The sequence below is a fragment of the Halovivax gelatinilyticus genome (assembly GCF_024300625.1).
Taxonomy (GTDB): Archaea; Halobacteriota; Halobacteria; order Halobacteriales; family Natrialbaceae; genus Halovivax; species Halovivax gelatinilyticus.
Map to the genome: position 1 here is coordinate 241,707 of NZ_CP101322.1, position 23,739 is coordinate 265,445.

The following is a 23,739-nucleotide window of genomic DNA, read 5'->3' on the forward strand; positions in this document are numbered from 1 at the left end:
CAGACTTCCCGAACTCACCGAATCGGTGGCAATAGAACGTCAGAACGCACCGGGCCGACCGCAATCGAACGTTCGAACGAACCGAGTCAGCCGGTTGGTCACCGGACGTACCCGCACGTGAGCACGACCCACGCAACCCTTATCCGTGCCCCGACTCTCTCCTAAGACGCAATGGCAAACGGTAAAGTTGATTTCTTCAACGACACAGGCGGTTACGGCTTCATTTCGACGGACGACGCGGACGATGACGTTTTCTTCCACATGGAAGACGTTGGCGGCCCGGACCTCGAAGAAGGCACCGAGATCGAATTTGACATCGAACAGGCCCCCAAGGGCCCCCGCGCGACGAACGTCGAACGCCTGTAACACGGCCGCTCTAGCGTTTCAGTCGACACCAATTTTCGAAGACACACCGATCGACGAGCGACAGCTGGTTCGGTGACCGGCTCCCGATCGACGGAATACACATCGGTTCAGTCGCCACCACGTCGGCCGGAAACCGCTCAGGGTGACCGATCGGGGACGCCAGTCAGCAACTGACCGACGTCGTGAATATTGCGCGTCTCGAGTAACAACTCCGCGGCCTCCCGGAGCGTGAACGACGCGTCGATCTCGACGCCGTAACACCGGGCGTAACACTCGAACCAGTCGTTCATCGCCCGCTCTAGCGCGTCGAACTCCGCGGGCGAAAACCGAACGAGCCGGCCGCCCGTCCGGCCTTCGACGTACAGCCATATCGCCCGACCGGCCCCGTCACGAAGGTACGCTTCGGCCTCGTCCGGATCGCACTCGCCGAGGGCTCGCTCTCGAACCCGCGCACGATCTCGCGCTGCTTGACGGGCGAATGCGGCGATTTGTGATCCGTGAGACATAGAAAACTGGGTCCCGCCAGAGGAAGCGATCAGCCCTGTTTGTACTCGACGCCTTTTCCGCCGCTCGGATGCTCCCACGCCGTGTCGGCGACGATCGCACAGGTCCCACACTCGACACAGGGTTGCGTATCGAGGCTCACCATTCGCTCTTCAGAGCCGTTTACCTCGACCAGTTCTGATCGATAACAGCCACCGCCGAAGTCTTCTGCACTCACCGGACAGGCCGCGACGGCCGCCCCACTCGCCTCGTACGTTTCGTCGAGGAGTTCAATGTGTGGGTTGCCGACGTCCGTATCGTAGGTGAGATCGCCGATTCGCGCTTCGAGTGACGGCGGTTCGACGGACGACTCCCACTGGATCGTTCGACCGAGTTCCTCGCCGAGGACCGTCGGAAGGGTGACGTATCCCGTGCTCGTGTCGGGCAACATCCCCACCATGAACGGCGAATTGTACGCCCGCTTTACGAGTCGTTCCGAGAGTCGGTTCGTCGCCGCGAATCGGCCGACTCGCGAGGTCAAGAGCCCGTTGGTCAGGCGCTCGACCAGGTTCCGCTCACCGAGGAAGCTCGCGGCTCGGTACCGACGTGGTCGGAGCTTGCCCATCGTTCCGGACTTTTCGAGCATGTCGACGTAGCTCCGGCCGGCCGCGTCGGCGGCCGGATTCGACCGGGTGCTCGCGAACGCGTCGGCCGCGAGCGCGCCGGCCGTAACCGCGTGGTTCATCCCCTTGATGATCGGCCCCTGGGCCTGCATCTGCCCGGCGGCGTCGCCGACCAGAAGCAGCCGCCCCTTGTACGGCGACGGATGAGCCACTTTCTTCGAGTCGGGCACGAGCTTCGCCCCGTACTCGCGCTCGTGGTAGTCGTCGCCGAACCACTGGGCACAGAGCGGGTGCGTCAGAAGGGCGTCGAGCAGCTCGTGCGGTTCGGCTCGCTCTGCGACGAGACTGTCGAGGTGGAAGACGGTCCCGATCGAGACCGATTCCTCGTTCGTGTAGAGAAATCCACCGCCTCTGACGCCCGAGAAGAGGTCGCCCGAGAAGAGGTGGGCAACGCCCTCGTCCTCGCCGACGTCGAACCGGTCTTCGATCTCGTCTGGATCCATCTCGACGACGGCTTTAACGCCCTGGAACCACTCGTCGGGTTCGTCCCAGTCCATCAACCCGGCGTCGCGAGCCAGTTCGGAGTTGACGCCGTCGGCCGCGACGATCACGTCGGCCGTGATCGGATCCAGCTCGTCGCAGGTGATCCCGACGATTTCGCCGTTCTCGCGCAACAGCCCGTTGACGCGGACGTCGGTCAGCACACCGCCGCCGGTCTCGCTGGTCTTTTCGTGGACCTGTTCCTCGAGCCAGGAGTCCATCTTGCGCCGCAAGACGGCGTCACACCAGTCCGTATCGTGCTCGTGTAAGTCCGTGAGCGAGAACGATTTGACCTTGTTTCCGGCGATGTTGTGGATCTCGTAGTCGGTCACCGGTCGTTCGGCCGCTTCCTCGCGAAAGCCGTCGAAGAGGTCGTCGATCGTGTAGGGCGCAGACTCCTCGGCGTAGATGAGCCCGCCGGAGACGTTCTTCGAGCCCGCCTCGACGCCGCGTTCGACGACGAGCGTTTCGATACCGTGATCGGCCAATCGCGCCGCGGCCGCGGCCCCGCCCGGACCACAGCCGACGACGATCGCTTCGTAGTGTTCGTACTCTCCGTCACCAGACATCACTGCTCACCTCCGTCGGTCACCGCATCCATCGTCAGTTCGCCGCTCTTAATCGCCTCCGTCAGCCGCGGGAGCACCTCGAAGAGGTCACCCTCGATGAAGTAATCCGAGAAGTCACAGATTCTCGCGTCGGTGTCCGTGTTGATCGAGACGATCGTCTCCGACTCGTCCATCCCGACTTTGTGCTGGACGGCGCCCGAGACGCCCGCGGCGATGTAGAGGTCGGGCGAGACGACCTGTCCCGTCTCACCGATCTGTCGCTCTTCAGCCGTGTACGTCTCGACGTGACCGTCGAACTGGTAGGACGAGGTGACGATGCCGCGAGTGATGCCGAACGCCGCGTCGTCGAAGGCGTCGGCGAGATCGAGTCCCAGTTCGATTCCGCGCGTCGGGTCGTCGCCGATGCCGCGACCGAGACAGACGACGACCTCGTGTCCGGTCAGGTCGACGCCCTCGTCTAACGTGTCGTGCTCCGTGATCTCGACGCCGAACCACTCGTCGTCGAGTTCCATATCGTGCTCGACGACGAGGCCATCCCGGTCCGGATCGGGGTCCGGAACGGGGAACGTTCCGGGGATGACCGACGCTCCCTGCGGGTGAAAGTCCCGGTCGGGGTTGTCGATGCAGAGGATCGTCGAGTACTCGAACCCGGAGAAGTCCGGTCGTTTCATGTGCAGCGTCTTCTCGAACGTCTTCTTGACGCCCGGTTCGCCCGTCTTCACGGGATTCGAGACCTTTTCAGGCTTGATGAACAGGTCAGAACAGTCCGACGCGAGACCGGAGTCGAGTTCGGCCTGAACGGTTGCCGAGAGGTCGCGGCCGTTGTTCGTGGCCGGAAAGAGGATGTACCGCGGTTCGTCGTAGTCGCGCCAGTCCGTGCTCTCGGTGGTACCCTGCCCGCGCGCCATGTGCGCGGCGACGCGGGTGTACGGCGTGTTCATAAACCGTTCGAGGCGGTCGTCGTCGTGATAGACCGCGACGTCCGCGCCGTAGGTGATCGCCTCCTCGGCGAGTTCCGCACAATCGTCGCCGATGACGAACGCGACGACGTTTTCCTCGTCGCCGAAATCCTCGGCGTAGGTGTCCATGAGCTCGCGCGCCTTCCCGAGCATCTCCTTCGAGACGTCGAGTAACTCGCCCTGCTGAGTCTCACAGTAGACCCACATATCCTCGTAGTGGCCACCCTGGAGCGCCCGCACGTGCTTCTTATCACGCGTCGGGTGCGAGAGGCCGTCGTCCTCGTCGGGTTCGTCTCCCTCCGGCTCGTCCCCATCGTCGGCATCATCCGTCGATTCGTCTTCGTCTACGGCCTCGCCCTCGGCGTCCTCGCCGACGTCTTCGGCCGTTTCTTCGTACTCGCCTTCGGTTTCCGGTTCGTCGACCTCACCCGCCTCCCGGAGGGCGTCCATCCGCGATTCGATCGCCTCGCGGGCGGTTTTCCGGTCCTGACCGTCGCGTTCGGCCTCGAGTATAGCACTTAGCTCCGCTAAGTCGTCGACGGTTTCGAGTTCGTCGCGAAGTTCCGGGACCGTAAACGCATCCGGATCTACCATACTCAGTCACCTCCGGCAAAGGGGGCGAGTTCGTCTACTACCCGAGACATTCCGTCCGCGTCTGTCGGGTCGACCATCGTCGCTTCGCGCTCGGAAGGCGCCTTCGGGATCGGATCGACCGACGAGACGATGGTCGGCGAGCCGTCGAGGCCGATGTAGTCCGGATCGAGGTTCATGTCCTGGTGGTCCCACATCGTCAGGTGCTCCTCGTAGTCGGCCGCCCGCTCGCTCGTCTCCTGGCGAAGTCGCTTGTGCTCGAGGCGGTGAGACGCCTTTCGGTAGGTCGGTTCGAACTCCGGATCCGCGACGATGAGACTCGGCGTGGACGATTCGACCGTCTCGATCTCGTCGACGTCGCCTTCGACGAGTCGCTTCGCACGAACGGTGGTGTCTTCGATATCCAGCGCGAGTGCGTGGGTGATCATCGGCCATCCCATCGCCCAGGCCGTCTGCGGGCCGGTGTGTCCGGTCTCGCCGTCGGCCGTCTTGAAACCGGCAAACAGGAGGTCGATCTCACCGACTTCCTCCTCGTACTTCTCCAGGGCGGCGCTGATCGTGATCGCCGTCGCCCACGTGTCGGCCGCCGCACACTCTCTGTCCGAGAGCAGATAGAGGTCGTCGGCGTACACCGATTCCATCGCCTCGCCGAGCACCTCCTTGTAGCCTGGCGGACCCATGCTCATCACGCTCACGTGGCCGCCGTGGCGAACGCGCGTCTGTAACGCCGCTTCCAGCGCGAACTTGTCGTTCGGGTTCATCACTGTCGGCGTCTTACCGCGTTCCAGGTGTCCCTCCTCGTTGAAAGAGACGGCCCCCTCGCTGAAGTCGGGGACGCCCTTCGTCAGTACTACCGATCTCACGCTTTCCCCCGCGTTCGGTCCGTGTTCGCTCGTCCCATGCTCATCTCTCCCGTTCGAAGGAGTCACTAATAAGATGCGGGGGTTACAATCGGGGTTCGCGAGACGGTTCCGGGTCGCGAGCGACACATCGACGCCACTCCGACCGGTGGAAAAGAGGGGTAGTAATAGCCACACTCCAGAGAGCGAACTCGACAGTGTCTATTCGTCCGCGAAGCAGGTCAATCAACCTGGCCGACGTCGGTTTGCATGGTAATCTGTCCGGCAGCTCGCATCGTTCCGTCGACGGCCGCGTGCGTACCGAGTTCGAGCGCGCCACAGGAGAGGTCGCCGAGTACGCGAACGTCTTCACCCAGCGTGATCGTTCCGTCCCGGGTCGTGACGTCACCGTGAACGGTCGTTCCCGACGCGACCTCTATGTCGCCTCTGGCGCGCAGACTCCCGAATATCTCGGTATCGTGACCGACCGCGAGTTCTTTCGCCCGAATGTTTCCGTGTAGTCGACAGTCGTCACCGATACGCGCCGGCGTCGATACGCGCCACGTATCGTCGCTTACCGTCGCGTTCTGTGGAATAACCAGCGGGTCGACCGACGGTTCGTCCTGCCCCTCGTCGTCTAACAGTTCGTCGATGAACCGCTGTGCCGCTTCCTCCTCGCCGACGACGAGTAAGTGTTTCAGGTAGACGAACAGGAGGACGATCGTCGGCATCGGATTACGGATGACGATCCAGCCGTTCGCCTCGAATCCCTCCTCGATGTCCACGTCGTCGCCGATGTCGAGATCGCCGGCGACTTTCAACTCGCCGCCGACGTGGACCCGCTCGCCGAGGTAGGCGTCTCCGCCGACGAGAATCGTCTCCGCCACGTCACACCACATGTCGAGCCGACAATCGCCTTCGGCTTCGATTGCGCCGCCGAAGTGGACGCCTTCGCCGGCGACGACGTTTCGACCGCGAACGCCGAATTCGACCGTCGCGCGTCCGCCGATGAGAACGTCACCATCGGTCACCAGATCACGCTCCTGGGCTTCGGTTCCGTCGGGAACGACCAGAGTATCGAGTGGGTCGCTGTGGAGCGTCACACTCGATTGCACTGTCTCCCGAGTAATAAACTGGCGTCAGACGTCCGGCAGACGAACCCCGTGGAGCGATCCGACGCAGACGACTCGTTTTTGTGGACACCAGTCTAAGACCGGATCATGACCACGCTCGCATTCGACGATGACGGCGTCGACGTCGTCTACGAGGGAACCGAGTTCCGCCTCGAAAAATCGCTCGTCGAGGAGGCGATCGAGAAACCCTATTACGACGTTACCGACCACGAAGTGCTACAGATCGTCGCCGAGCATCCCGACATCTCCGGCGAACCCAGGCGGATCGGTGATATCATAGATTGAACACGGATCGACGGCGATTGGGTCTCACCCGTCCGAGTCGAACCGTTCGGCAGCGGATTCGAACGCGAGTTCGGACAGTTCCCGACTCCGTCGCTCCTCGCGCGCGGCGAGCGCCTCCGGATCCGGATTGACGTCGTCCGTGAGCCTTGCCCACGAGTTGTGCGTCTTCGCGTGACACCACCGACAGAGGTAGACCGTGATCTCGTGGCCGACCGAATCGTCGTCTGCGGCGTACGAGAGGTGGTGTTCTTCGAGGAGCGGGCGAGCAGAGGAGTGGGCGTCTCGGTGTTCTTCGAGCCCGCATCGCACGCACTCTCGATCACTCACGCGACATCGGAAGTGCGGACACCGATTCCACTCGAGCGTCGAGTCCGCCTCGAGCGAGTCGGCACCCGTCTCCGGCGGCTGGTCCGGGTCGACGACGTGACACCGGTAGGACGACGACGCTCGATCGCGAGCGAACTCGGGGTCGCGGTGTGGCCGCTCGATCGCCAGCCGACACCGGCCGTCGTCGGTGAGGTGGTCACACCGGTCGACGAATTCGTAGGGATCGTCGACGCCGACGGCCGTTCCGCGGGGCGTCTTCTTCATTCGGTACCACCGTCGGTCCCGAGAGACCATTTCAGTTACGACAGCGATCCGGTACCGCGACCAGGGACGACGCGGCCGCGGTCGACTACTGGTCGAGTCCGAACGCGATATCGTGTGAGTTCCGCCGTGGGCAATTCTCCCACGTATAAACCAACCGGTGGGCATCCGGTCCGTCGGGCCGGTCGAACCCGACCCGAACGCGATCGCCATCCCGCGCCACCCGGAGTATACCCTGCGGTCTCACCGCCGGATTCGGCCAAAACACTTTCCTACCTGAACACTCCTCTCTCTATCAGTATACGGGGGGATTACATGATAGGTAAATTACGTACTATCGTTCCGGCGCAAATTCGCCGGAGCTACGCACTGAAATTCGGAATCGCACTTCTCATTCTGGGTCTCTCGGTCGGACTCATCGGGTTTCTTGGCACGACCATGATCACCGACAGCGTCGAAGAACGGACGCTAGAGACGCAGGTGAATCAGGCCGGGCAGGAAGCGACCATGCTCGACACCTGGAACACGCAGAACGAAGGAATAACCCACGACATCGCACAAACGCCGGTCTTGCGATCCGAGGATCCCGAGGCCATACAGAGCTTCCTCGACGATCTCACGTTCGACTTCGAAGAAGCACACTACGTCGACCCGATCAGCCAGGAGGTCCTGGCATCGACCGCGGGCGGAGCCGAACGACTCGACGACATCAATTTCCCTGACGCGGCCGAACTCGATTCGGAACGAACGCTGAACGTCGAGCGAACCGAACCGTACATGAACGTAAACCCGACGTTCGGTGACGATCAGCCGGTCCTCGCCTACCACGTCGGCATCCGCGGTTCGGATCGGGTTCTGATCCTCACGATGAACTTAGCGGAGTACGGGACCGGACTCGAAGGGGATCAGATCGTCACTATCGTCAACGACGACGCCCAGATCGTCGCGAACAGCATGCTCCCCCGGGCCGGCTTCGACGGCGGACTCGTCCCCGAGGACGGATCGTTCCCGGTATCGTACGACGATCCCGACGGATTCTTCGCGGATGCGACGAGCGGAGACGACGAAAACCGAACCGGTGCGAACGTCTACAGCGGCAGCGGCAGTACAGCACTCCACGACGAACCGTACAATTTCAGCACGAACGAATACGTCGGCGCCTACCACGGGACCGACATGGGCTGGACGGTCCTCTCACACACGTCGACCGACGACGCCTACGGGTTCGTCAACACCGTCAATCAGTGGGGGATGTACGCGACGCTCGGTGGCATCTTACTGATCGGTCTGATCGGTGCCGTCATCGGTCGAAACACGGCGACCTCGATCGATCGACTCACGGGGAAGGTAGCCGAGATGGAGAGCGGAAACCTGGACGTCGAGTTCGAGACGAAGCGGATCGACAACATCGGCCGGCTCTACACCGGATTCGCCGAAATGCGAGACGAGTTGAAGCTTCAGATTACCGAGGCCGAAGACGCAAGAGCCGAAGCTGAAGCCGAACGAGAACGCGTCCAGGCGATCAACGAGGACCTCGAACGAACTGCCGAGAGCTACTGTGGCGTCATGGAGGAGGCCGCAGATGGCGACCTCACCGTCCGAATGGACCCCGACTCGACGGACAACGAGACGATGGCCGACATCGGATCCGACTTCAACTCGATGCTCACCGAGATCGAAGCGACCGTCGAGAACCTAAACCAGTTCGCGACGGAGGTCGCGACCGCGAGCGAACAGGTGACCGCCTCCAGCGAAGAAGTTCGATCGGCCAGCGAGCAGGTCAGCAGTTCCGTCCAGGAGATCTCCGACGGGGCGAGCCAGCAGTACGACTCCCTGCGATCGGTCGACAACGAGATGAACAACCTCTCGACCACCACCGAAGAGATCGCCGCCTCCTCGAATCAGGTGGCCGACGTGGCCGAACGGACGGCGACGACAGGACGAGACGGTCGCGACGCAGCCCGCGAAGCGATCGCCGCGGTCGAGGTGCTCGAAGACGAGCGCGAAGCCGTCGTCGCCGAGTTCGAACAGCTCCAAACGGACGTCGGACAGGTCGACCAGCTCGTCGACCGCGTCGCGGAGATCGCAGAGCAGACGAACATGCTCGCGCTCAACGCGAACATCGAGGCGTCCCGATCGGCCGGCGGCGACGACGACGGCGGATTCGCCGCCGTAGCAGCGGAGGTCAAAGAACTCTCCCAGGACGTCAAGGCCGCGACCGAAGAGATCGACGAACAGCTAGAAAATATTCAGGACCAGACCGAGCGCTCGGCCGAGGAAGTCGATCGAACGGCCGAAGAGATCGAACGGGTGGGCGAGCTGGTAGCCGAAACGGTCTCCGCTCTCGAAGAGATCGCCGAGTACTCCCAGGAGACCAACGACGGCGTCCAGGAGATTTCGGCGGCGACCGAAGAACAGGCGGCGTCGACCGAAGAAGTCGTCGCCATGGTCGACGAGGTGGCGACGATCGCCGAACAGACGACGACGGAAGCGGAGGGAGTCGCCGCGGCGGCCGAGGAGCAGACGACGGCGATGACCGAAGTATCGAGTTCGGCCAACGACCTCACCGAGCAGGCGATGGCCCTCTCGGAGGCCCTCGGTCGGTTCGATACCGACGCAGATGTCGACGACTCGTTACTCGACATCGATCCCGAAGGCGACGGAGACGACGGCGGAGACGAGTTCACGTTCGACGACGACCAGGCGGTACCGGTCGAGTCAGACGAAGACGAACCGGCGCCCGAACAGGGGGCCGACGGAATCACCGACGGAAACGCCACCTGGGACCGATCGGACGACGACGATGGAGAGACGTTCTCGCTCGATAGCTAACCGGTAGCTCCACAACTTCTTCAGTCTCCCCGTTCGTCGATCGGTGGAGAGTCGACCTCGTTCGGCACTACCAGCGCGCATCGTCCGCGCCAGGGACACCCATCACGTTGGTAAACCTTCAACGCTGCAACCCAGCCGATCCGGTCAGTACGTTTATAGACATACCGGACGGACAGAAACTGTGCGTCTCGTACACGAACCGGGCGACGGCGAGCCGACCGCGCTCGCGACGACGGTCGAAACGGCCGATTCGCTGCTCTCGAAGACGCGAGGACTCATGTTTCGCCGGTCGCTACCGGATTCGTACGCCCTGGTTTTTCGGTTTGGGACCGTCGCGAACCGTGACGTCCACATGCTGTTCGTATTCGTCCCGCTCGACGTCCTGTGGGTGAGAGAAGGGGAGGTCGTTCGAGTAGATCGACTGACTCCCTGGCGGGGCTACGGGCGAAGTGAGTGCGATCAGATCGTCGAACTCCCTGCCGGTGGCGCAGACGGCGTCGAGCCGGGCGATCGAGTCAAACTCGTCGAAGACGAAGCGTGATCACTCACTCGGCTCGAACAGGTCGCGGCTGGCTACGCCCCACGGGTCTAACAGGTAGACGAATCCGAGAAAGACGGCGAGCCCGATCGCGACGACTCTGACGGCGATTGCTGTCCTCGACAGGTCCTCGACGGCCATCGTCACCCCGACCAGCGCCGCGACGACGAACCATATCGCGGCGATTCCGACTCGCTTGCGTGGGTCCATATCCGTGACTTTCGTCGGGACGACGAAAAGGAACCGATTCGTCACCGACCGCTACGACTGGTTCGTCACTGACTCCGACAGACCGCGTCCTATCGTTCGCTACAGGTACCGACTGGCCGGCCGCCGATTCGCCGGACGCCTCTTCGTATAGATGCACTGGGCGCTCTTCGATATTGGCCGTGAAAGAACGCCGAGAGGGAGATTTGAACTCCCGTGTCCGTGAGGACAGCAGATTTCGAATCTGCCGCCTTGGCCGGGCTAGGCTATCTCGGCTCAGCAGTGAGTACCCCCCAGTTACTGTTATGGGTTTCGATTCCCGGCGAGTCACGGAAATCGTGTGCATTTGTATCACTCGAATCGGAACTTCTATCAGCGAACGATTCGACGAACCGACATGGACGTATCACAGGCGAATCAGGAGTGTACGGAAGTCATCGATCGGCTCGGTGACGCCGTCATCTCCGAACGACGATTCTTCGAAGACGTACTGGTGGGAGTCATCGGACGGGGCCACGTCCTGCTTGAGGACGTCCCCGGGACCGGGAAAACGCTCACTGCACGGTCGATCGCGGACGCGCTCGGCCTCTCGTTCTCCCGAATTCAGTTCACACCCGACCTTCTCCCGTCGGACGTGACCGGGACGCACATCTACAACGAGGGCGACGGCTCGTTCGAGTTCACCGAGGGACCGATCTTCGCGAACATCGTCCTGGCCGACGAGATCAATCGCGCGCCGCCGAAGACCCAGGCGGCGCTCCTGGAGGCGATGGAAGAGGGGCAGGTGACGGTAGCCGGAGAGACCAGACCCCTCCCCAAGCCGTTTTTCGTCATCGCGACGCAGAACCCGGTCGAACAGGAAGGGACGTTCCCACTGCCCGAAGCGCAGGTCGACCGGTTTCTCGTCAAGACGTCGCTCGGCTACCCCGACGCCGACGGCGAAGTCGAACTGTTGAGTCGACGGGCGAACCGCGAAACGATGAGCCCCTCCGTCGAGCGCGTGTTCGAGCGAGAACACGTCGAAGCGCTCAGACGCGTGCCCGAGTCGGTCCGAACTGATCCGGATCTACTCGAGTACATCGTCGAAATTACCCGCAAAACCCGCACAGACGGACGCGTCGAGATCGGCGTCTCACCTCGCGGAACACAACGCCTGTTCGAAGCGGCCAGAGCGTACGCGGCGCTGCGCGGGAGCGAGTTCGTCACGCCTGACGACATCAAGCGAGTCGCCCAACCGGTGTGTGCACACCGACTCGTCTTAACCCCCGACGCCACGGTCAACGACGTCGATAAGTCCCAGATCATCGACAGCGTACTCGAATCGGTTCCGGTACCGACCGTCGAGTGAACCGCCGTCCGTCGCCAGTATTTAGTAAATCTGACCAGTAGTTCCGCCGGCGGAATACCTCCCGTTTGAGAGAGTCGGTGAGCGACGACAACCCGTACGATTCACTGATCGATACGTTCATTCGTCCCGGGGACTAGCTCCCCGTCATGCGGATACGAGAGTGGAAGGATCTGTTAGCGGACGTCTCCGAGCAGTCGGTCGATCCCTCCTCGTGGCGTGCCGTCGCCGGTGATCGCTCGGGTGGAATCGGCGAAGACCTTTACCTCGCCCACCCTCGGGCCGGCGTCTACCTGTTGAAGACGTACGCGAAGAATCCCTACCGCGTCGAAGGCTGTGGCACGAAGGTCGCACGGCGAGTCGATGAAGAGATCGACGCCTACCTGCCAACGGACGAACCCGGCAGTCGGTTCGCCGTCAGAACGCCGCCGACAGACGAATCGCACGCGGAAACGGTCTCAAATCGGCTGCAGACCGTCGTCGAGACCCACGCCGACGCTCCGACGACCCCGCAGGACTTTTTCGACGACGTGATGGAAGCCCTCGAAAGTCCGGCGTTCGGCCCGATGGCGTACGATCAGTTCGACCGACCGGACGCGCTGGACGGACTGAGCGAGCAGTTCGAAGAGGCCGAGTCGGTACTGAACGCCGAACTCGACGAGCTGGTCGAAGCCGACGAAGTCGATCGCGGCTTCATGTGAGACGAAAACGTATACAGGGAGGAGTGTCCGGCCGAGAAACCGGCCGGATCGATCGTCACCGACCACGGGGATTTCTCCACGGAGGGTGTTGAGTATTCGAAAATGGCGGGTGTTACGCCGCCGATGTCAGAGGCAGGCACCCCACTACTGGTGCCAATATAGTATACCGAGGAGTACTACGTAGTTGTGGTACCTAATGCTTTAGGGACGTGGACATTCGACGGACGTTACGCGTCGAGTCGTTCGATCCATCGGATCGGGTCCTCCAGTTCGGCCCCGGTCGGAAGCGCGTCCGGCCCGCTCCAGACGCGACCGGCGTACGCGAGCGACCGCTCGTCCGCAACCGTTTCGAAGAAGCGTTTGCCTCGCTCGTACTGGCGGCGCTTCAACCCGAGCCCGAGCACCCGTCGAAGGAGTCGTTGTAGCGGCGGGCCGCCGGATCGTCGATCGTCGAGCTTTCGCCGCAGATCGGCGTACTCGTCGTCGAACGCGTGATCCATCAACAACTCTGCGTAGCCCTCGACGACGGTCATGGTTTCGTCTAACGCGCGAAACGCATCGGTGTCGAACGAACCCGACGAGAGCGCTTCGAGACCGGTCTCGACGTGTCCTTCGAGGTGGGTAGAGAGCCAGGGGGCGGTGGTAAACTCGGCGGCGTGGGTCACCTCGTGAAACGCGATCCAGCGTCGGAATCGATCGTACTCGATCGACAGTTCGTCGGCGACGCGCACAATGTTCGGTCTGACGAAATACAGCGCGTGCGTTCGATCCGGATTCTCTGCGAGCAAGAGCGGGTCGTACTGGCCGAGAACGTTCCGGCCGAGAAACGAGAGCAAGACCGTCATCGTCGCCGTGTTGACCGTCCGCGAGAGTCGGTGAAATCCGCCGACGTGGCGTTCGACCGGTGACATCACGCGACGAAAGGTACCGACGTTCGCGTCGATCCAGTGGTGTCGATTCTGGATTTCGACGGTATCCGGCAGCGAAAATTCGAAGTCGGTGACGTCCTCGATTTCGCGTCGGGCGTCCAGAACGTCTGTCCGGTAGGCCGCTCGTTCGCCGGGGTCGAGCTCGATCGATCCCGGCGGCGTTGCCGCCTTCGCGGCGTCGGCCGTCGCCGTCCAGTCGATCGCACCGGATCCCGACGCGGACGCGACGGTTCGGACGCTCCGATACAGGTTCACGCCACCAGCTACGGGTAGACGGCTCAAAAGGGTTCTGTCGTTATTTCAATTGACGACGACTTCCCGATCTTCGATCTCCTCCGCACCGTCGTCGGATCGATACTTTCGGACCGCGAACGCGACGCCGACGAGCGCAACCAGTCCGATTATGACGGGCAGGACCGAGCGGCCCCCGTCGTCGTTCTCGTCTTCGTCCATCGGTGACGTCCCGACACCCTCCGTCTCCGCGTCGGCATCGTCGCCGGTCGCGATGAAATCCGGGAGCGACCGAGGACCGAACTGCGTGTCTCCATCGAGGTGCAACTCGAACAGAGTGAACTTTTTCTCACCCATACGTGCGGCGTCCACCAGCGGGACCTTAGCCGTTTTGGAGCGTTCGATTCGTGAACTCGAGTCGAGTTCGTGACGTCGTCGGAATCGCTACGGTCGACGCTTCGTCGAATAGCTCGGCCGGATCGGACCAACTCGGCCGTTGGCTGACACCGTCGGTCGAAGCCGACCGGTATCGTTAAGTGGACCGTGCATGCCCTCTTGCGTATGAGCGGACGTCCACTCGACGTACTCGAAGACGCACTCGGAGAACCCGTCACCGTGAGGCTAAAGAGCGGTGAAGAGTACGCCGGCGAACTCGACGGATACGACCAGCACATGAATCTGGTCCTCTCGCGCGCGAGCGTAGCAGACGACGAGACGGCGTCGACCGAAGACACAACGATTATACGCGGCGATAACGTCGTGTCGATTACTCCATGACTGGAAAGGGAACCCCGAGCCAGGGTAAAAAGAACAAGACGGTTCACGTCAAATGCCGTCGCTGTGGCGAAGCGTCGTATCACACGAAGAAAGAACGCTGTTCGGCGTGCGGATTCGGCAAATCGGCGAAGCGTCGTGAGTACGCCTGGCAGGGCAAAGCGGGCGACAACTGACCGAGTGGTTCACTTCTCGTCGACGTTTTCTACACAGCCGCTGCGCTGTCTCTCGATCGACCGTCGGGCGCGAGCGAATACGGAGCCTTTTATCGCCTGGACTCGCAAGAGGCGTACATGACTGACGGGCGGGGCGAGACACCCCTCCGGACGGGGATGACCGAAAAGTGCGGCGTCGTCGGGGTCAGCCTCGACGAGCGAGAGGCAGTGAGACCACTATACTACGCGCTCTACGCGTTACAACACCGCGGCCAGGAGTCGGCGGGCATCGTCACGCACGACGGGTTCCAACAACACAGCCACGTCGAGATGGGCCTCGTCGGCGACGCCTTCGACGAAGACGACCTCGCGAGGCTCGCCGGTTCGGCCGGGATCGGACACGTCCGCTATCCGACCGCCGGAAGCGTCGATAAGGGCTGTGCACAACCGTTTTCCGTCTCGTTCAAGAGCGGGTCGCTGGGGCTCTCACACAACGGAAATCTCGTAAACGCCGACGAAATTCGAGACGAACTCGCCGGCTTCGGTCACGCGTTCACGAGCGACGGCGACACGGAAGTGATCGCCCACGACCTCGCGCGAAACCTGCTCGAGGCGGACCTCATTCGAGCCGTCAAGCGGACGATGAGCCGCATTCACGGCTCCTACGCGCTCACGATCTGTCACGACGACACCGTCCTCGGCGTCCGCGACCCGCGCGGTAATCGTCCGCTCTGCATCGGAAAACTGGACGACGGCTACGCCATCGCATCCGAGTCGGCGGCGATCGACACGCTCGATGGAACGCTCGTCCGCGACGTCGAACCGGGGGAACTCGTCGTCCTGGAACCCGACGGCTCCGGCTTCGACTCGTACCAGCTCGTCGAGACCGAAGAGACGGCCCACTGCTTCTTCGAACACGTTTACTTCGCCAGACCGGACTCGGTGATCGACGGTCACCTCGTCTACGAAGCGCGTCGCGAGCTCGGACGGAGACTGTGGGCCGAAAGCGGCGTCGAAACGGACGTCGTGATGCCCGTCCCGGACTCGGGCCGTGCGTTCGCGAGCGGATACGCGGAAGCGGCCTCGGAGACGACGGCGGCCGGAGCGCCTCGCGAGGAGGGACAGACCGGTCCGGAGTTCGCCGAGGGATTGATGAAAAACCGCTACGTCGGTCGGACGTTCATCATGCCCACGCAGGGCGAACGCGAGCGCGCCGTTCGGCTGAAGTTAAACCCGATCAAGAGCACGGTCGAGAACAAGACCGTCACCCTGATCGACGACTCGATCGTTCGTGGGACCACGTCGACGCAGCTGGTCGACTTGCTCAAAGACTGCGGCGCCAAAGAGGTCCACCTTCGGATCGGTGCGCCGCCGATCGTCGCACCCTGTTACATGGGCATCGACATGGCGACGCGCGAGGAACTGATCGCGTCCGATAAGTCGGTGCCGGAGATCGCCGAAACGATCGGCGCAGACAGCGTCTCCTATCTCTCGACGAACACCGTCGCCGAGGCGCTAGAAACCGCTCGCGACGATCTGTGTCTGGGGTGTGTGACCGGCGAGTATCCATACGATATCGAGGGAGAAGAGACCGATCGGAACGTCACCCGCCCCACGATCGATTCCGGTATCGAGGCAGACGACTGACTCGACGCGACTGTCTGAACCGACGCCGCTCAGTAGAGGACGGTTCCGAGCAGGTAGACGACGATCCCGAGCGCGAACGAGGTGATCCAGAGCGGGGCGACGATTCGTCCGACCCTCGCGTGGGCCGTCCCGTGTAGCTCCCTGACCTCGTGGCTCACCGTCAACAACAGGGCGTAGTACAGCAGCGGAATGCAGACCATCGCCAGTCCGATGTGCCCGACGAGCACCGGCAGGTAGAGGTAGTGGTAGACTGCTTGCGGGCCGTCGAACCCGGCCGCACCACCGGTGGCGACGAGCCGGTAGAGATAAAAGAGCAGAAACGTCGCGAACAGGACGACCGAGATCACCATCAGCCGGCGGTGTCGCTCGATTTGTCGCCGACGGATCGCACGCCACCCGGCGGCGATCGTCAGTATCGCCAGCGCGCTAATTGCGACGTTTACGGTGGGTATGAACTCGAGGACCGCCGTCGGCGCGTTCGGTACCGTCGACGACGGAATTCGTCCGCCGGCCGCGCCAAAGACGAGTGCGAGCGAGATGACCGAGAGAACGGCCGTCACCCATGGGACTCGGTCGGGAGCGAGGGATGCCATCAGGTGAAGCAATCGAGCGGATCGTAAAATCCCTTCCTACTGCGGGCTGGCAGACCCAGGTATAGCGCCAGACGACCGCCGGTCAGCCCGGTCGTCAGCCACGAGAGGTGGCTCAGTCCGTCAGGGCCATCACTCATACACACGAGTTATCCACCGAATCGGGCCGATACATTATGATTATGAGTAATTTTTTAGGCCGTGATCCCGTTCGTTCAGCCATGGCAACGAATCAGCGCTCCGCCTACAACGGTTCAGACCAGATCACGCGGCCCCCAGACGGAGCGGGGATGGCCCATCCCACGGTCGTTCCGACGAATTTCGAACCGGACGAGTGGGAACGGAACGCGGACGAGTGAGAGTCGACGTCGGTGTACACACCGACAGACCACGTCCCCCGTTCGAAGCGAGCCGATGGCGGGGTAACCTATTCTCGAAAATAGTGTCTTGAGACGAACCTTCTTGTAGGCAGTCGAACTACGCCCTTGCATGGGTCTGTTCGACCGGTTGCGTGGGGATGACGATCCGCGAGTCGCCTTCATCGGTATCGACGGTGTACCGTTCAGTCTTCTCGACGGACACCGCGATCGGTTTCCAGCGTTCGCGTCACTCGCAGCCGAGGGGGCGGCCGGCGAGATTACGAGTATCGTTCCGCCGGAATCGAGCGCGTGCTGGCCGGCGCTCACTACCGGCGTCAACCCCGGGTCGACCGGCGTCTACGGGTTTCAGGATCGCGAAACCGGCACGTACGACACGTACGTCCCGATGGGCCAGGACGTCCAGGCGACGCGGGTCTGGGATCGCGTCGAGCGTGCGAATCGAAACGCCTCCATCTTCAACGTTCCCGTAACGTTCCCGCCCGACCGAACGCTCCAGCGGATGGTCTCTGGATTCCTCTCGCCCGAACTCGAGGCCGCTTCTCACCCGGACGATGTCGCTCGCTACCTCGAGTCGATCGATTACCGGATCGACGTCGATCCGAGGCTCGGTCACGAGTCGGACAAGGAGGCGTTCGTCGAGGACGCTCACGCGACCATAGACGCCAGATTCGAGGCGTTCGAACACTACCTCGACGCCGACGACTGGGACCTCTTTATGGGCGTCTTCATGACGACTGACCGGGTGAATCACTTCCTCTATCGGGACTACGAGCAGGATGGAGCGTACGCAGAGGACTTCCTCGAGTTTTACGAGAAAGTCGACGAGTACGTCGGCCGGATCCGAGCGTCACTTCCCGACGACGTCACGTTGATCGTCGCGTCCGACCACGGATTCACGACCCTCGAGTACGAAGTTCACTGCAACCGGTGGCTCGCCGAGGAGGGCTGGCTCAGTTACCGAACCGACGAGCCGGAAGAACTAGACGACATCGCAGACGAAACGCGCGCGTACTCGTTCATTCCCGGTCGATTCTATCTCAACCTCGAGGGGCGCGAACCGCGGGGCTCCGTCTCGCCCGACGAGTACGACGATGTACGCGACGAACTCGCCGCGATGCTCGAATCGCTCGAGGGCCCGAACGGAGCGCCCGTCGTCGAGCGCGTCGTCGAAAAGGAGGCGGCGTTTCGCGGCGACCACGACGCGATCGCCCCGGACCTCGTCGCGATTCCGGCCAAGGGCTTCGACCTCAAATCCGGATTCAACGGCGATGGACCGGTCTTCGACACCGGACCCCGAAACGGAATGCACAGCTTCGACGACGCCGCCCTCTACATCGACGATCCGGACGCCTCGATCGGCGACGCGGATCTCCTCGACATCGCGCCGACGATACTCGAGTGTATGAACGTCGAGTATCGTCGCGGGGAGTTCGACGGCGCCAGCCTGATCTGACGACCGAGGCGTCGACGGGGAGCCGGATCGTATCGATTCCGTTTTTCGGACCCGGCCACACGTTCGACCATGTACGACGAGAGCGACGACCGCGAAGGCGGGGCCGGTGAGCCGACGACACGACGCGTCGAACGTATTCGAGCGCGCGGTCACGAGAACGTCTCCGCCCGACACGGAAGCACGTTCGAGGTGACCACCGACGACTTTCTGACCCCGGCGGGCGATTGCATCCTCGCCATCGAGGCCGATCGCGCACCCGCCGACTTCGATTCGACGTTCGTCGACGCCTGTCGAGACGAGGCGGCGACGATCTCGATGACGATTCGCGCGAACGGGTACGAGGCGACGGTCACTGGTCGCGGCGACCCGGCGCTGACGTTCGACGACGACCGCAGCGCAGTGGGTCGAACGAGCGAGTACGTCGACGACCGAACCGTGATGGTCGAGGCGTCGATGGCGGCGAACGGCGTCGACCGACGGCTCGTCGACGCGCTGGCCGACGGCGCCGACGCCGAGGTCCGACTCGTCGTCTGCCCACCCGAACGACAAGACTGAAGTTTAGATTGAATCTAAGTACGGTGTGGCGGACATCGACGAGCGTCGGCGGTTCGCCCGCGCGTCGTGGGCGAACGTGATCGGAAATGCGGCGAAAATTATCGTCGAGGGAGCGGCCGGTCTCGCGTTCGGGAGCGTCGCGCTGGTCGCCGACGCCGCCCACTCGATCGGCGACCTGGTCGCGAGCGTCGTCGTTCTCGTCTGGGGAGAGAGCCGGTTCGACGATCCCGACGCCAGCCACCCGCACGGCCACGCCAGGATCGAGCCGTTGACCGCCCTCTTCGTCGGCGCGATGATCGTCGTACTCGGCGCGAGCCTGTTCTTCGAATCGACGCAAGGGCTGCTCGCCGGTGCGTCGGGGACGTTCAATTACGCCTTGCTGGGCGCCGTTACGTTCGCGATGGTGACGATGTACGCCGTCTACCGGTACACCGCAGCGATCAACGCGACCATCGGATCGACGGCGCTCGCCGCCCTGGCCGCAGACTGCCGAAATGATCTCTACACGTCGTTCGCCGCACTCGTCGGAATTCTCGGGCTGATGATGGGGTATCCGGCGCTCGACCCGATCGCCGGCGGGCTCGTCAGCCTGCTCGTCATCTACCAGGGCGTCTCGATCGGTCGCGAGAACGTCGGGTACCTCGCGGGAACGGCGGCCCCCGAGGGACATCGGGAGGTCGTCGAAGAAACGCTACTCTCACATCCGGCGGTCGAAGGGGTCCACGACCTCGTCGTCTACTACGACGGGACCGTCCTCGAAGTCGAAGCGCACGTAGAAGTTGACGGCGACCTCCCGCTTCGGGACGCCCACGACATCGAAACGGCCCTGGTCGAACGAACGCGCGCCCTCGAACCGGTCGGGGACGCCCACGTTCACCTCGATCCGTCCGGGATCGGCGAGTGGAAAGACGCGACCGACGGCAGTCCGGACGGGCCGTCGTCGCACCGCGGCGCCCGCGAGTGAGACGTCGCGTTTTCTGCGCGTGAACGGACGGAGGGAAGTCAATTGAGAAATCGACGTCCATTTTGATCGTCGGCCCCTCGTCTACGTATGAGCGATCGATCCGCGTCGAGCCAATCGACAGATTCGACCGCGGACGAACCGGCCGAAAACATAAGCGGCGGGTCCGACGGCGGTGGAGCGGCCCGCGTCTTCGAACCGGCGACGGCCGACACCCGCGCCGAACGGGTGGTCGACTCCCTCGGAGAGAGGTACTGGCAGAAAGCCTACGGTGGACAGGACGCGTTTACGTGTCTCGTTCGAACGATATTGAGTCAGAACACGAGCGACGTCGCGAGTCAACCAGCTCACGACGCGTTGATCGAGAGATACGATTCTGACGGGGACGACCTCGCCGCATCGCTCGCCGCTGCGAACCGGGAAACCCTGGCCGAGACGATCAGTTCGGCCGGCCTCTACAACCAGAAGGCACGAATGATCGCCGAAGCCGCCGAGTGGATCGTAGAACGGTTCGGCTCCGCCGCGTCGTTCGACGCGTTCGTCACGGAGACGGACGCCGAGACGGTTCGGTCCGAACTGCTCGACGTCCGCGGCGTCGGACCGAAAACGGCCGACTGCGTGCTCCTGTTCGCAGGCGGGCGCGACGGCGTCTTTCCCGTCGATACGCACGTTCACCGCATCTCCAGGCGGATGGGACTCACACCGCCGGACGCCGATCACGAGGAAGTTCGCGAGGCGCTCGAAGCGGACGTTCCACCCGAGAAGTGCGGGTTCGGACACACTGCAATGATCCAGTTCGGCAGGGAGTTCTGTTCGGCCAGGACCCCGGCGTGTCTCGACGGGCCTGAAGCCTGTCCGTTGTACGATTCGTGCGACCGGATCGGCGTAACCGAGGAGACGGGTTCCGTCGTCGATCCGGCCGACGCGACCTGATGGCGGATCGGCCAGTGGTGCCCGTCGAGTTCACTCGACGGCGAATTCGTCCGACCAGCGACCGTGCGGAACCGTCACACGCCGTCACGGCGCGGCTCGGACGTCGAGGTCCCATCCAGGCGTCACGATTCTCGCGGGTCTACCAGTTCATTGATTCGGTCGCCGACGAGGAAGATGCAGAGTATCAACAGGGTCAGTGCGACTGCGGGCACGACGGCGTCCCACCAGACGTACCACCAGTATCCGTACGGCTGATCGAATCCGTCGGCGATCTCCTCGCCCAGCGAGACGGTGTAGGCGTGCGTGTGGAGTAAATCCAGATACGAGAGGGCGGCCTCGGCGAGCATGTAGATGGGGACCAGCGTAACGATGGGGACGAACACGCCGGTCGTCACGTTCGGTAGCACGTGGTATCTGACCACGTAGAGGTTTCCGGCACCCGCCGCCCGCGCGGACTCGACGTACTGTTCGGTTTTCACCCGAAGCACTTCGCTTCTCACCAGACGGGCGAATCCACCCCAGCTGAAGAGTCCGAACAGGAGTACCAGCAGAACGTGCGTTCGACCCGTCGCGAGCGCCATCATCACCAGCACGTACGCGAAGAACGCGGGGACGGACGTGACGACGTCGACCAGGCGCATCAGGACGTCGTCGACGCGACCACCGAGCGTCCCCGCCGTCACCCCGACGACCGTTCCGAGTCCGCCGGCGATGACGGCCGTCGAGACGCCGACCTGCAGGCTCGTCAGGATCCCTTGCGTGACGGCGTGTGAAATGTCTCGACCGGATCGGTCGGTTCCGAGCGGGTGTTCGAGGGTGCCGTAACAGGAGCCGTCGGATTCGGTCCCGACGCAGGTGTTCGGTATCCAGAACTCCGCGGAGAACCCGACCGGCGGGTTGTGGGAGACGGCCGGATCGAACTGTACCTCCCGTCCGACGACGAACTCGCCGTAAAACGCCATCGCGATCACCCAGCACAGCACGAGTAGCGCGACGAGGGCGACGCGGTCCCGCGCGAACCGGACGAGAAATCGTCGAACCGCCGTCGGTCGCCTCGCGACGGCCGGGCCGACGACGAGAACGACGATGAGGACGGACAATAACGAGATCCACTCTAGCAGGTACACGTCGAGTCCGAACCACTCGACCCGACTCGCCGTCTCCGGGTCGTACCACACGGCGATGCTCGCGAACATGAGCGCGTATACGCCGACGATCGACACCGGGCGGACCAGCCATCGGTATCTGCCGTAGGTCGAATCCTCGAACATCTCGTCCGTAACGTCGGTCACGTCGACCATGGAGGACTGATCGTACGAGGCGACTCCTTCCATAAATGGTTATTGATTCTATAGCTAATTTGCCACATCAGCGCGGTAGATCGTGAAACGAGCCTCCACGGAGCGGCAAAACGAGTGTGACGACCGAAGGCGTACCCGAACGAGCGGCGCGCGTGTCACCGACACATATTTATAAAATATGACGGAATTGTGGACTATGTCGCCCTCCCGGTCGCTGCTTTCCGCTCTCGGTGCGCGAATCGCCTGGGCGTGCGGGCTGGTTCTCGTCGTCGTCTCGGCGATGTTCGCGCTCATCTCGTCGACGACCGACCCCGAAGCGAGAAGTTTACACGCCCCGCCGGATGCGGCGGACGAACCACCGCTCCGAGAGCAGTACGTCGAGTTCATGGGATCGTTTCTCAGATTCGAGTGGGGTGAGTCGAACACGGCCTCGGTCTGGGCGGGCGATCCCATCATCGGCGAATCAGCGTCGAACGCCGGCGCGGTTGTAACGGCGCTGCCGATCACGCTCGCCTACGTGATTCCGTCGGCGCTGCTCGCATTCGGTCTCGCGCTGGTAGCCGGCTACGTGGCGGCGAGCCGACCGCGCGCCTGGCACACCCGGCTCACCGGTTCCAGCATGTACGTCCTGTTCAGTCTGCCGAATTTCTTTCTCGCGGCGGTCATCTTCTACACCCTCCAGGACCTCGATCCGTCGTGGTTTCCGTCCGAGTACCAACTCGATGATGGATTCAGCACATCGAATCTGCTCTGGCTGACGCTTCCCGGGTTCGTTCTCACCACGCACCTCGTCGCCGGGTTCTTTCGCTACACCAGGGCGGAAACTCGAGAGGCGCTCAAAGAAGAGTACGTGAAACTCGTCCGTGCCAAAGGGTCGAGTTCGCCACGCGTCGCCAGACACGTCTTCCGAAACGCGGCGCTCCCGCTGTTTTCGCTGTTCGTCGCGGAACTCATCGGCGTGTTGCTCGTCACCGTGTTCGTCATCGAAGTCGTCTTCGAGGTGCCCGGCGTCGGCCTGCTCACCTACCAGGGGATTGTAAACCGGGAGATCGAACTCGTCATGGTGCTCACCGCACTGTTCGCCACCACCTGTATTCTCGCGAATCTGATCGAAGATCTCGCGACGGTCTCGCTCGATCCTCGTGCGAGCGTCGGCGAGTAACGACGCGTTCGCGGGATCCGCACCGCTTCAGCAAGTCGGTTTCGTGGGATAATAATTTCGGCGCTCGGA

Annotated in this window: 27 protein-coding genes and 1 tRNA gene; 15 read left to right on the top strand and 13 right to left on the bottom strand. The window is 62.8% G+C overall.

The window, feature by feature from the left end; all coding sequences use genetic code 11:
• Positions 1-171: 171 nt before the first annotated feature.
• A complete protein-coding gene (locus NKH31_RS01070; RefSeq protein WP_254863285.1) occupies positions 172-366 on the top strand; it encodes a cold-shock protein in 195 nt (64 codons plus the stop codon).
• 137 nt (positions 367-503) lie between these two features.
• Here NKH31_RS01070 and NKH31_RS01075 read toward each other — a convergent pair whose 3' ends face one another.
• From NKH31_RS01075 to NKH31_RS01095, 5 genes are all read right to left on the bottom strand, one after another.
• A complete protein-coding gene (locus NKH31_RS01075; protein ID WP_254863286.1) occupies positions 504-872 on the bottom strand; it encodes a DUF8055 family protein in 369 nt (122 codons plus the stop codon).
• Between the two features lie 29 nt (positions 873-901).
• A complete protein-coding gene (locus NKH31_RS01080; RefSeq protein ID WP_254863287.1) occupies positions 902-2,581 on the bottom strand; it encodes an FAD-dependent monooxygenase in 1,680 nt (559 codons plus the stop codon).
• Positions 2,581-4,134 (bottom strand): electron transfer flavoprotein subunit alpha/FixB family protein, encoded by a 1,554-nt coding sequence (locus tag NKH31_RS01085; RefSeq protein WP_254863288.1) that lies wholly within the window; start codon positions 4,132-4,134, stop codon positions 2,581-2,583. The genes NKH31_RS01080 and NKH31_RS01085 overlap by 1 nt, the downstream gene beginning before the upstream one ends.
• A gap of 2 nt (positions 4,135-4,136) precedes the next feature.
• Positions 4,137-4,994: an electron transfer flavoprotein subunit beta/FixA family protein gene (locus NKH31_RS01090; protein ID WP_254863289.1), complete on the bottom strand. Its 858-nt coding sequence runs from the start codon at positions 4,992-4,994 to the stop codon at positions 4,137-4,139.
• Positions 4,995-5,212: 218 nt separating this feature from the next.
• On the bottom strand, positions 5,213-6,073 hold the full coding sequence (locus tag NKH31_RS01095) for a polymer-forming cytoskeletal protein (RefSeq protein WP_254863290.1): 861 nt from the start codon (positions 6,071-6,073) through the stop codon (positions 5,213-5,215).
• A 117-nt stretch (positions 6,074-6,190) separates the two neighbouring features.
• On the opposite strand from NKH31_RS01095, the gene NKH31_RS01100 reads away from it, so the two are divergent.
• A complete protein-coding gene (locus NKH31_RS01100) occupies positions 6,191-6,388 on the top strand; it encodes a DUF5800 family protein (RefSeq protein WP_254863291.1) in 198 nt (65 codons plus the stop codon).
• Between the two features lie 24 nt (positions 6,389-6,412).
• On the opposite strand, the gene NKH31_RS01105 is transcribed toward NKH31_RS01100, so the two are convergent.
• On the bottom strand, positions 6,413-6,979 hold the full coding sequence (locus tag NKH31_RS01105) for a DUF7097 family protein (RefSeq protein WP_254863292.1): 567 nt from the start codon (positions 6,977-6,979) through the stop codon (positions 6,413-6,415).
• A gap of 312 nt (positions 6,980-7,291) precedes the next feature.
• Here NKH31_RS01105 and NKH31_RS01110 point away from each other — a divergent pair, with 312 nt between their 5' ends.
• Both NKH31_RS01110 and NKH31_RS01115 read left to right on the top strand, forming a co-directional pair.
• On the top strand, positions 7,292-9,808 hold the full coding sequence (locus NKH31_RS01110; protein WP_425492284.1) for a methyl-accepting chemotaxis protein: 2,517 nt from the start codon (positions 7,292-7,294) through the stop codon (positions 9,806-9,808).
• 181 nt (positions 9,809-9,989) lie between these two features.
• The gene (locus tag NKH31_RS01115) at positions 9,990-10,349 is read left to right on the top strand and encodes a DUF192 domain-containing protein (protein WP_254863294.1); all 360 of its coding nucleotides are present in this window, start codon (positions 9,990-9,992) and stop codon (positions 10,347-10,349) included.
• Here the strand turns inward: NKH31_RS01115 and NKH31_RS01120 are convergent, their stop codons facing one another.
• Both NKH31_RS01120 and NKH31_RS01125 read right to left on the bottom strand, forming a co-directional pair.
• Entirely contained in the window at positions 10,350-10,556 is a 207-nt protein-coding gene (locus NKH31_RS01120) for a hypothetical protein (RefSeq protein WP_254863295.1), read from the bottom strand.
• Between the two features lie 188 nt (positions 10,557-10,744).
• Positions 10,745-10,829 (bottom strand) — tRNA-Ser (locus NKH31_RS01125).
• 121 nt (positions 10,830-10,950) lie between these two features.
• Here NKH31_RS01125 and NKH31_RS01130 point away from each other — a divergent pair.
• Both NKH31_RS01130 and NKH31_RS01135 read left to right on the top strand, forming a co-directional pair.
• A complete protein-coding gene (locus tag NKH31_RS01130; RefSeq protein ID WP_254863296.1) occupies positions 10,951-11,901 on the top strand; it encodes an AAA family ATPase in 951 nt (316 codons plus the stop codon).
• Between the two features lie 146 nt (positions 11,902-12,047).
• Positions 12,048-12,599: a hypothetical protein gene (locus NKH31_RS01135; RefSeq protein WP_254863297.1), complete on the top strand. Its 552-nt coding sequence runs from the start codon at positions 12,048-12,050 to the stop codon at positions 12,597-12,599.
• A gap of 227 nt (positions 12,600-12,826) precedes the next feature.
• Here the strand turns inward: NKH31_RS01135 and NKH31_RS01140 are convergent, their stop codons facing one another.
• Together NKH31_RS01140 and NKH31_RS01145 are read right to left on the bottom strand one after the other, a co-directional pair.
• Positions 12,827-13,783 carry a zinc-dependent metalloprotease gene (locus tag NKH31_RS01140; RefSeq protein ID WP_254863298.1) on the bottom strand — a complete coding sequence of 319 codons (957 nt, stop codon included), beginning with the start codon at positions 13,781-13,783 and terminating at the stop codon, positions 12,827-12,829.
• 45 nt (positions 13,784-13,828) lie between these two features.
• Positions 13,829-14,116 carry a hypothetical protein gene (locus NKH31_RS01145; protein WP_254863299.1) on the bottom strand — a complete coding sequence of 96 codons (288 nt, stop codon included), beginning with the start codon at positions 14,114-14,116 and terminating at the stop codon, positions 13,829-13,831.
• Between the two features lie 204 nt (positions 14,117-14,320).
• Between NKH31_RS01145 and NKH31_RS01150 the strand changes: the two genes are divergently transcribed.
• From NKH31_RS01150 to purF, 3 genes are all read left to right on the top strand, one after another.
• Positions 14,321-14,536 carry an LSM domain-containing protein gene (locus NKH31_RS01150; RefSeq protein WP_254863300.1) on the top strand — a complete coding sequence of 72 codons (216 nt, stop codon included), beginning with the start codon at positions 14,321-14,323 and terminating at the stop codon, positions 14,534-14,536.
• Positions 14,533-14,709, top strand: coding sequence for a 50S ribosomal protein L37e (locus NKH31_RS01155; RefSeq protein ID WP_254863301.1), 177 nt, complete (start codon positions 14,533-14,535; stop codon positions 14,707-14,709). The genes NKH31_RS01150 and NKH31_RS01155 overlap by 4 nt, the downstream gene beginning before the upstream one ends.
• A 156-nt stretch (positions 14,710-14,865) precedes the next feature.
• Positions 14,866-16,335 carry an amidophosphoribosyltransferase gene (gene purF, locus NKH31_RS01160; protein WP_254864841.1) on the top strand — a complete coding sequence of 490 codons (1,470 nt, stop codon included), beginning with the start codon at positions 14,866-14,868 and terminating at the stop codon, positions 16,333-16,335.
• Positions 16,336-16,364: 29 nt separating this feature from the next.
• Here purF and NKH31_RS01165 read toward each other — a convergent pair whose 3' ends face one another.
• Together NKH31_RS01165 and NKH31_RS01170 are read right to left on the bottom strand one after the other, a co-directional pair.
• The gene (locus NKH31_RS01165; protein WP_254863302.1) at positions 16,365-16,928 is read right to left on the bottom strand and encodes a DUF420 domain-containing protein; all 564 of its coding nucleotides are present in this window, start codon (positions 16,926-16,928) and stop codon (positions 16,365-16,367) included.
• Positions 16,928-17,065: a hypothetical protein gene (locus NKH31_RS01170; RefSeq protein WP_254863303.1), complete on the bottom strand. Its 138-nt coding sequence runs from the start codon at positions 17,063-17,065 to the stop codon at positions 16,928-16,930. The genes NKH31_RS01165 and NKH31_RS01170 overlap by 1 nt, the downstream gene beginning before the upstream one ends.
• A gap of 81 nt (positions 17,066-17,146) precedes the next feature.
• Between NKH31_RS01170 and NKH31_RS01175 the strand changes: the two genes are divergently transcribed.
• The 5 genes from NKH31_RS01175 (at position 17,147) to NKH31_RS01195 (ending at position 21,207) form a co-directional block, all read left to right on the top strand.
• Entirely contained in the window at positions 17,147-17,284 is a 138-nt protein-coding gene (locus NKH31_RS01175) for a hypothetical protein (RefSeq protein ID WP_254863304.1), read from the top strand.
• 130 nt (positions 17,285-17,414) lie between these two features.
• Complete coding sequence (locus tag NKH31_RS01180) at positions 17,415-18,758, top strand: alkaline phosphatase family protein (RefSeq protein ID WP_254863305.1); 1,344 nt, start codon at positions 17,415-17,417, stop codon at positions 18,756-18,758.
• Between the two features lie 69 nt (positions 18,759-18,827).
• The gene (locus tag NKH31_RS01185) at positions 18,828-19,313 is read left to right on the top strand and encodes a DUF371 domain-containing protein (RefSeq protein ID WP_254863306.1); all 486 of its coding nucleotides are present in this window, start codon (positions 18,828-18,830) and stop codon (positions 19,311-19,313) included.
• 25 nt (positions 19,314-19,338) lie between these two features.
• Positions 19,339-20,277 carry a cation diffusion facilitator family transporter gene (locus NKH31_RS01190; RefSeq protein WP_254863307.1) on the top strand — a complete coding sequence of 313 codons (939 nt, stop codon included), beginning with the start codon at positions 19,339-19,341 and terminating at the stop codon, positions 20,275-20,277.
• Between the two features lie 87 nt (positions 20,278-20,364).
• On the top strand, positions 20,365-21,207 hold the full coding sequence (locus NKH31_RS01195; RefSeq protein ID WP_254863308.1) for an endonuclease III domain-containing protein: 843 nt from the start codon (positions 20,365-20,367) through the stop codon (positions 21,205-21,207).
• A gap of 122 nt (positions 21,208-21,329) precedes the next feature.
• On the opposite strand, the gene NKH31_RS01200 is transcribed toward NKH31_RS01195, so the two are convergent.
• Positions 21,330-22,508, bottom strand: coding sequence for an ABC transporter permease (locus NKH31_RS01200; RefSeq protein ID WP_254863309.1), 1,179 nt, complete (start codon positions 22,506-22,508; stop codon positions 21,330-21,332).
• 196 nt (positions 22,509-22,704) lie between these two features.
• Here NKH31_RS01200 and NKH31_RS01205 point away from each other — a divergent pair, with 196 nt between their 5' ends.
• Complete coding sequence (locus NKH31_RS01205) at positions 22,705-23,670, top strand: ABC transporter permease (protein WP_254863310.1); 966 nt, start codon at positions 22,705-22,707, stop codon at positions 23,668-23,670.
• The last annotated feature ends 69 nt before the right edge of the window (positions 23,671-23,739 follow it).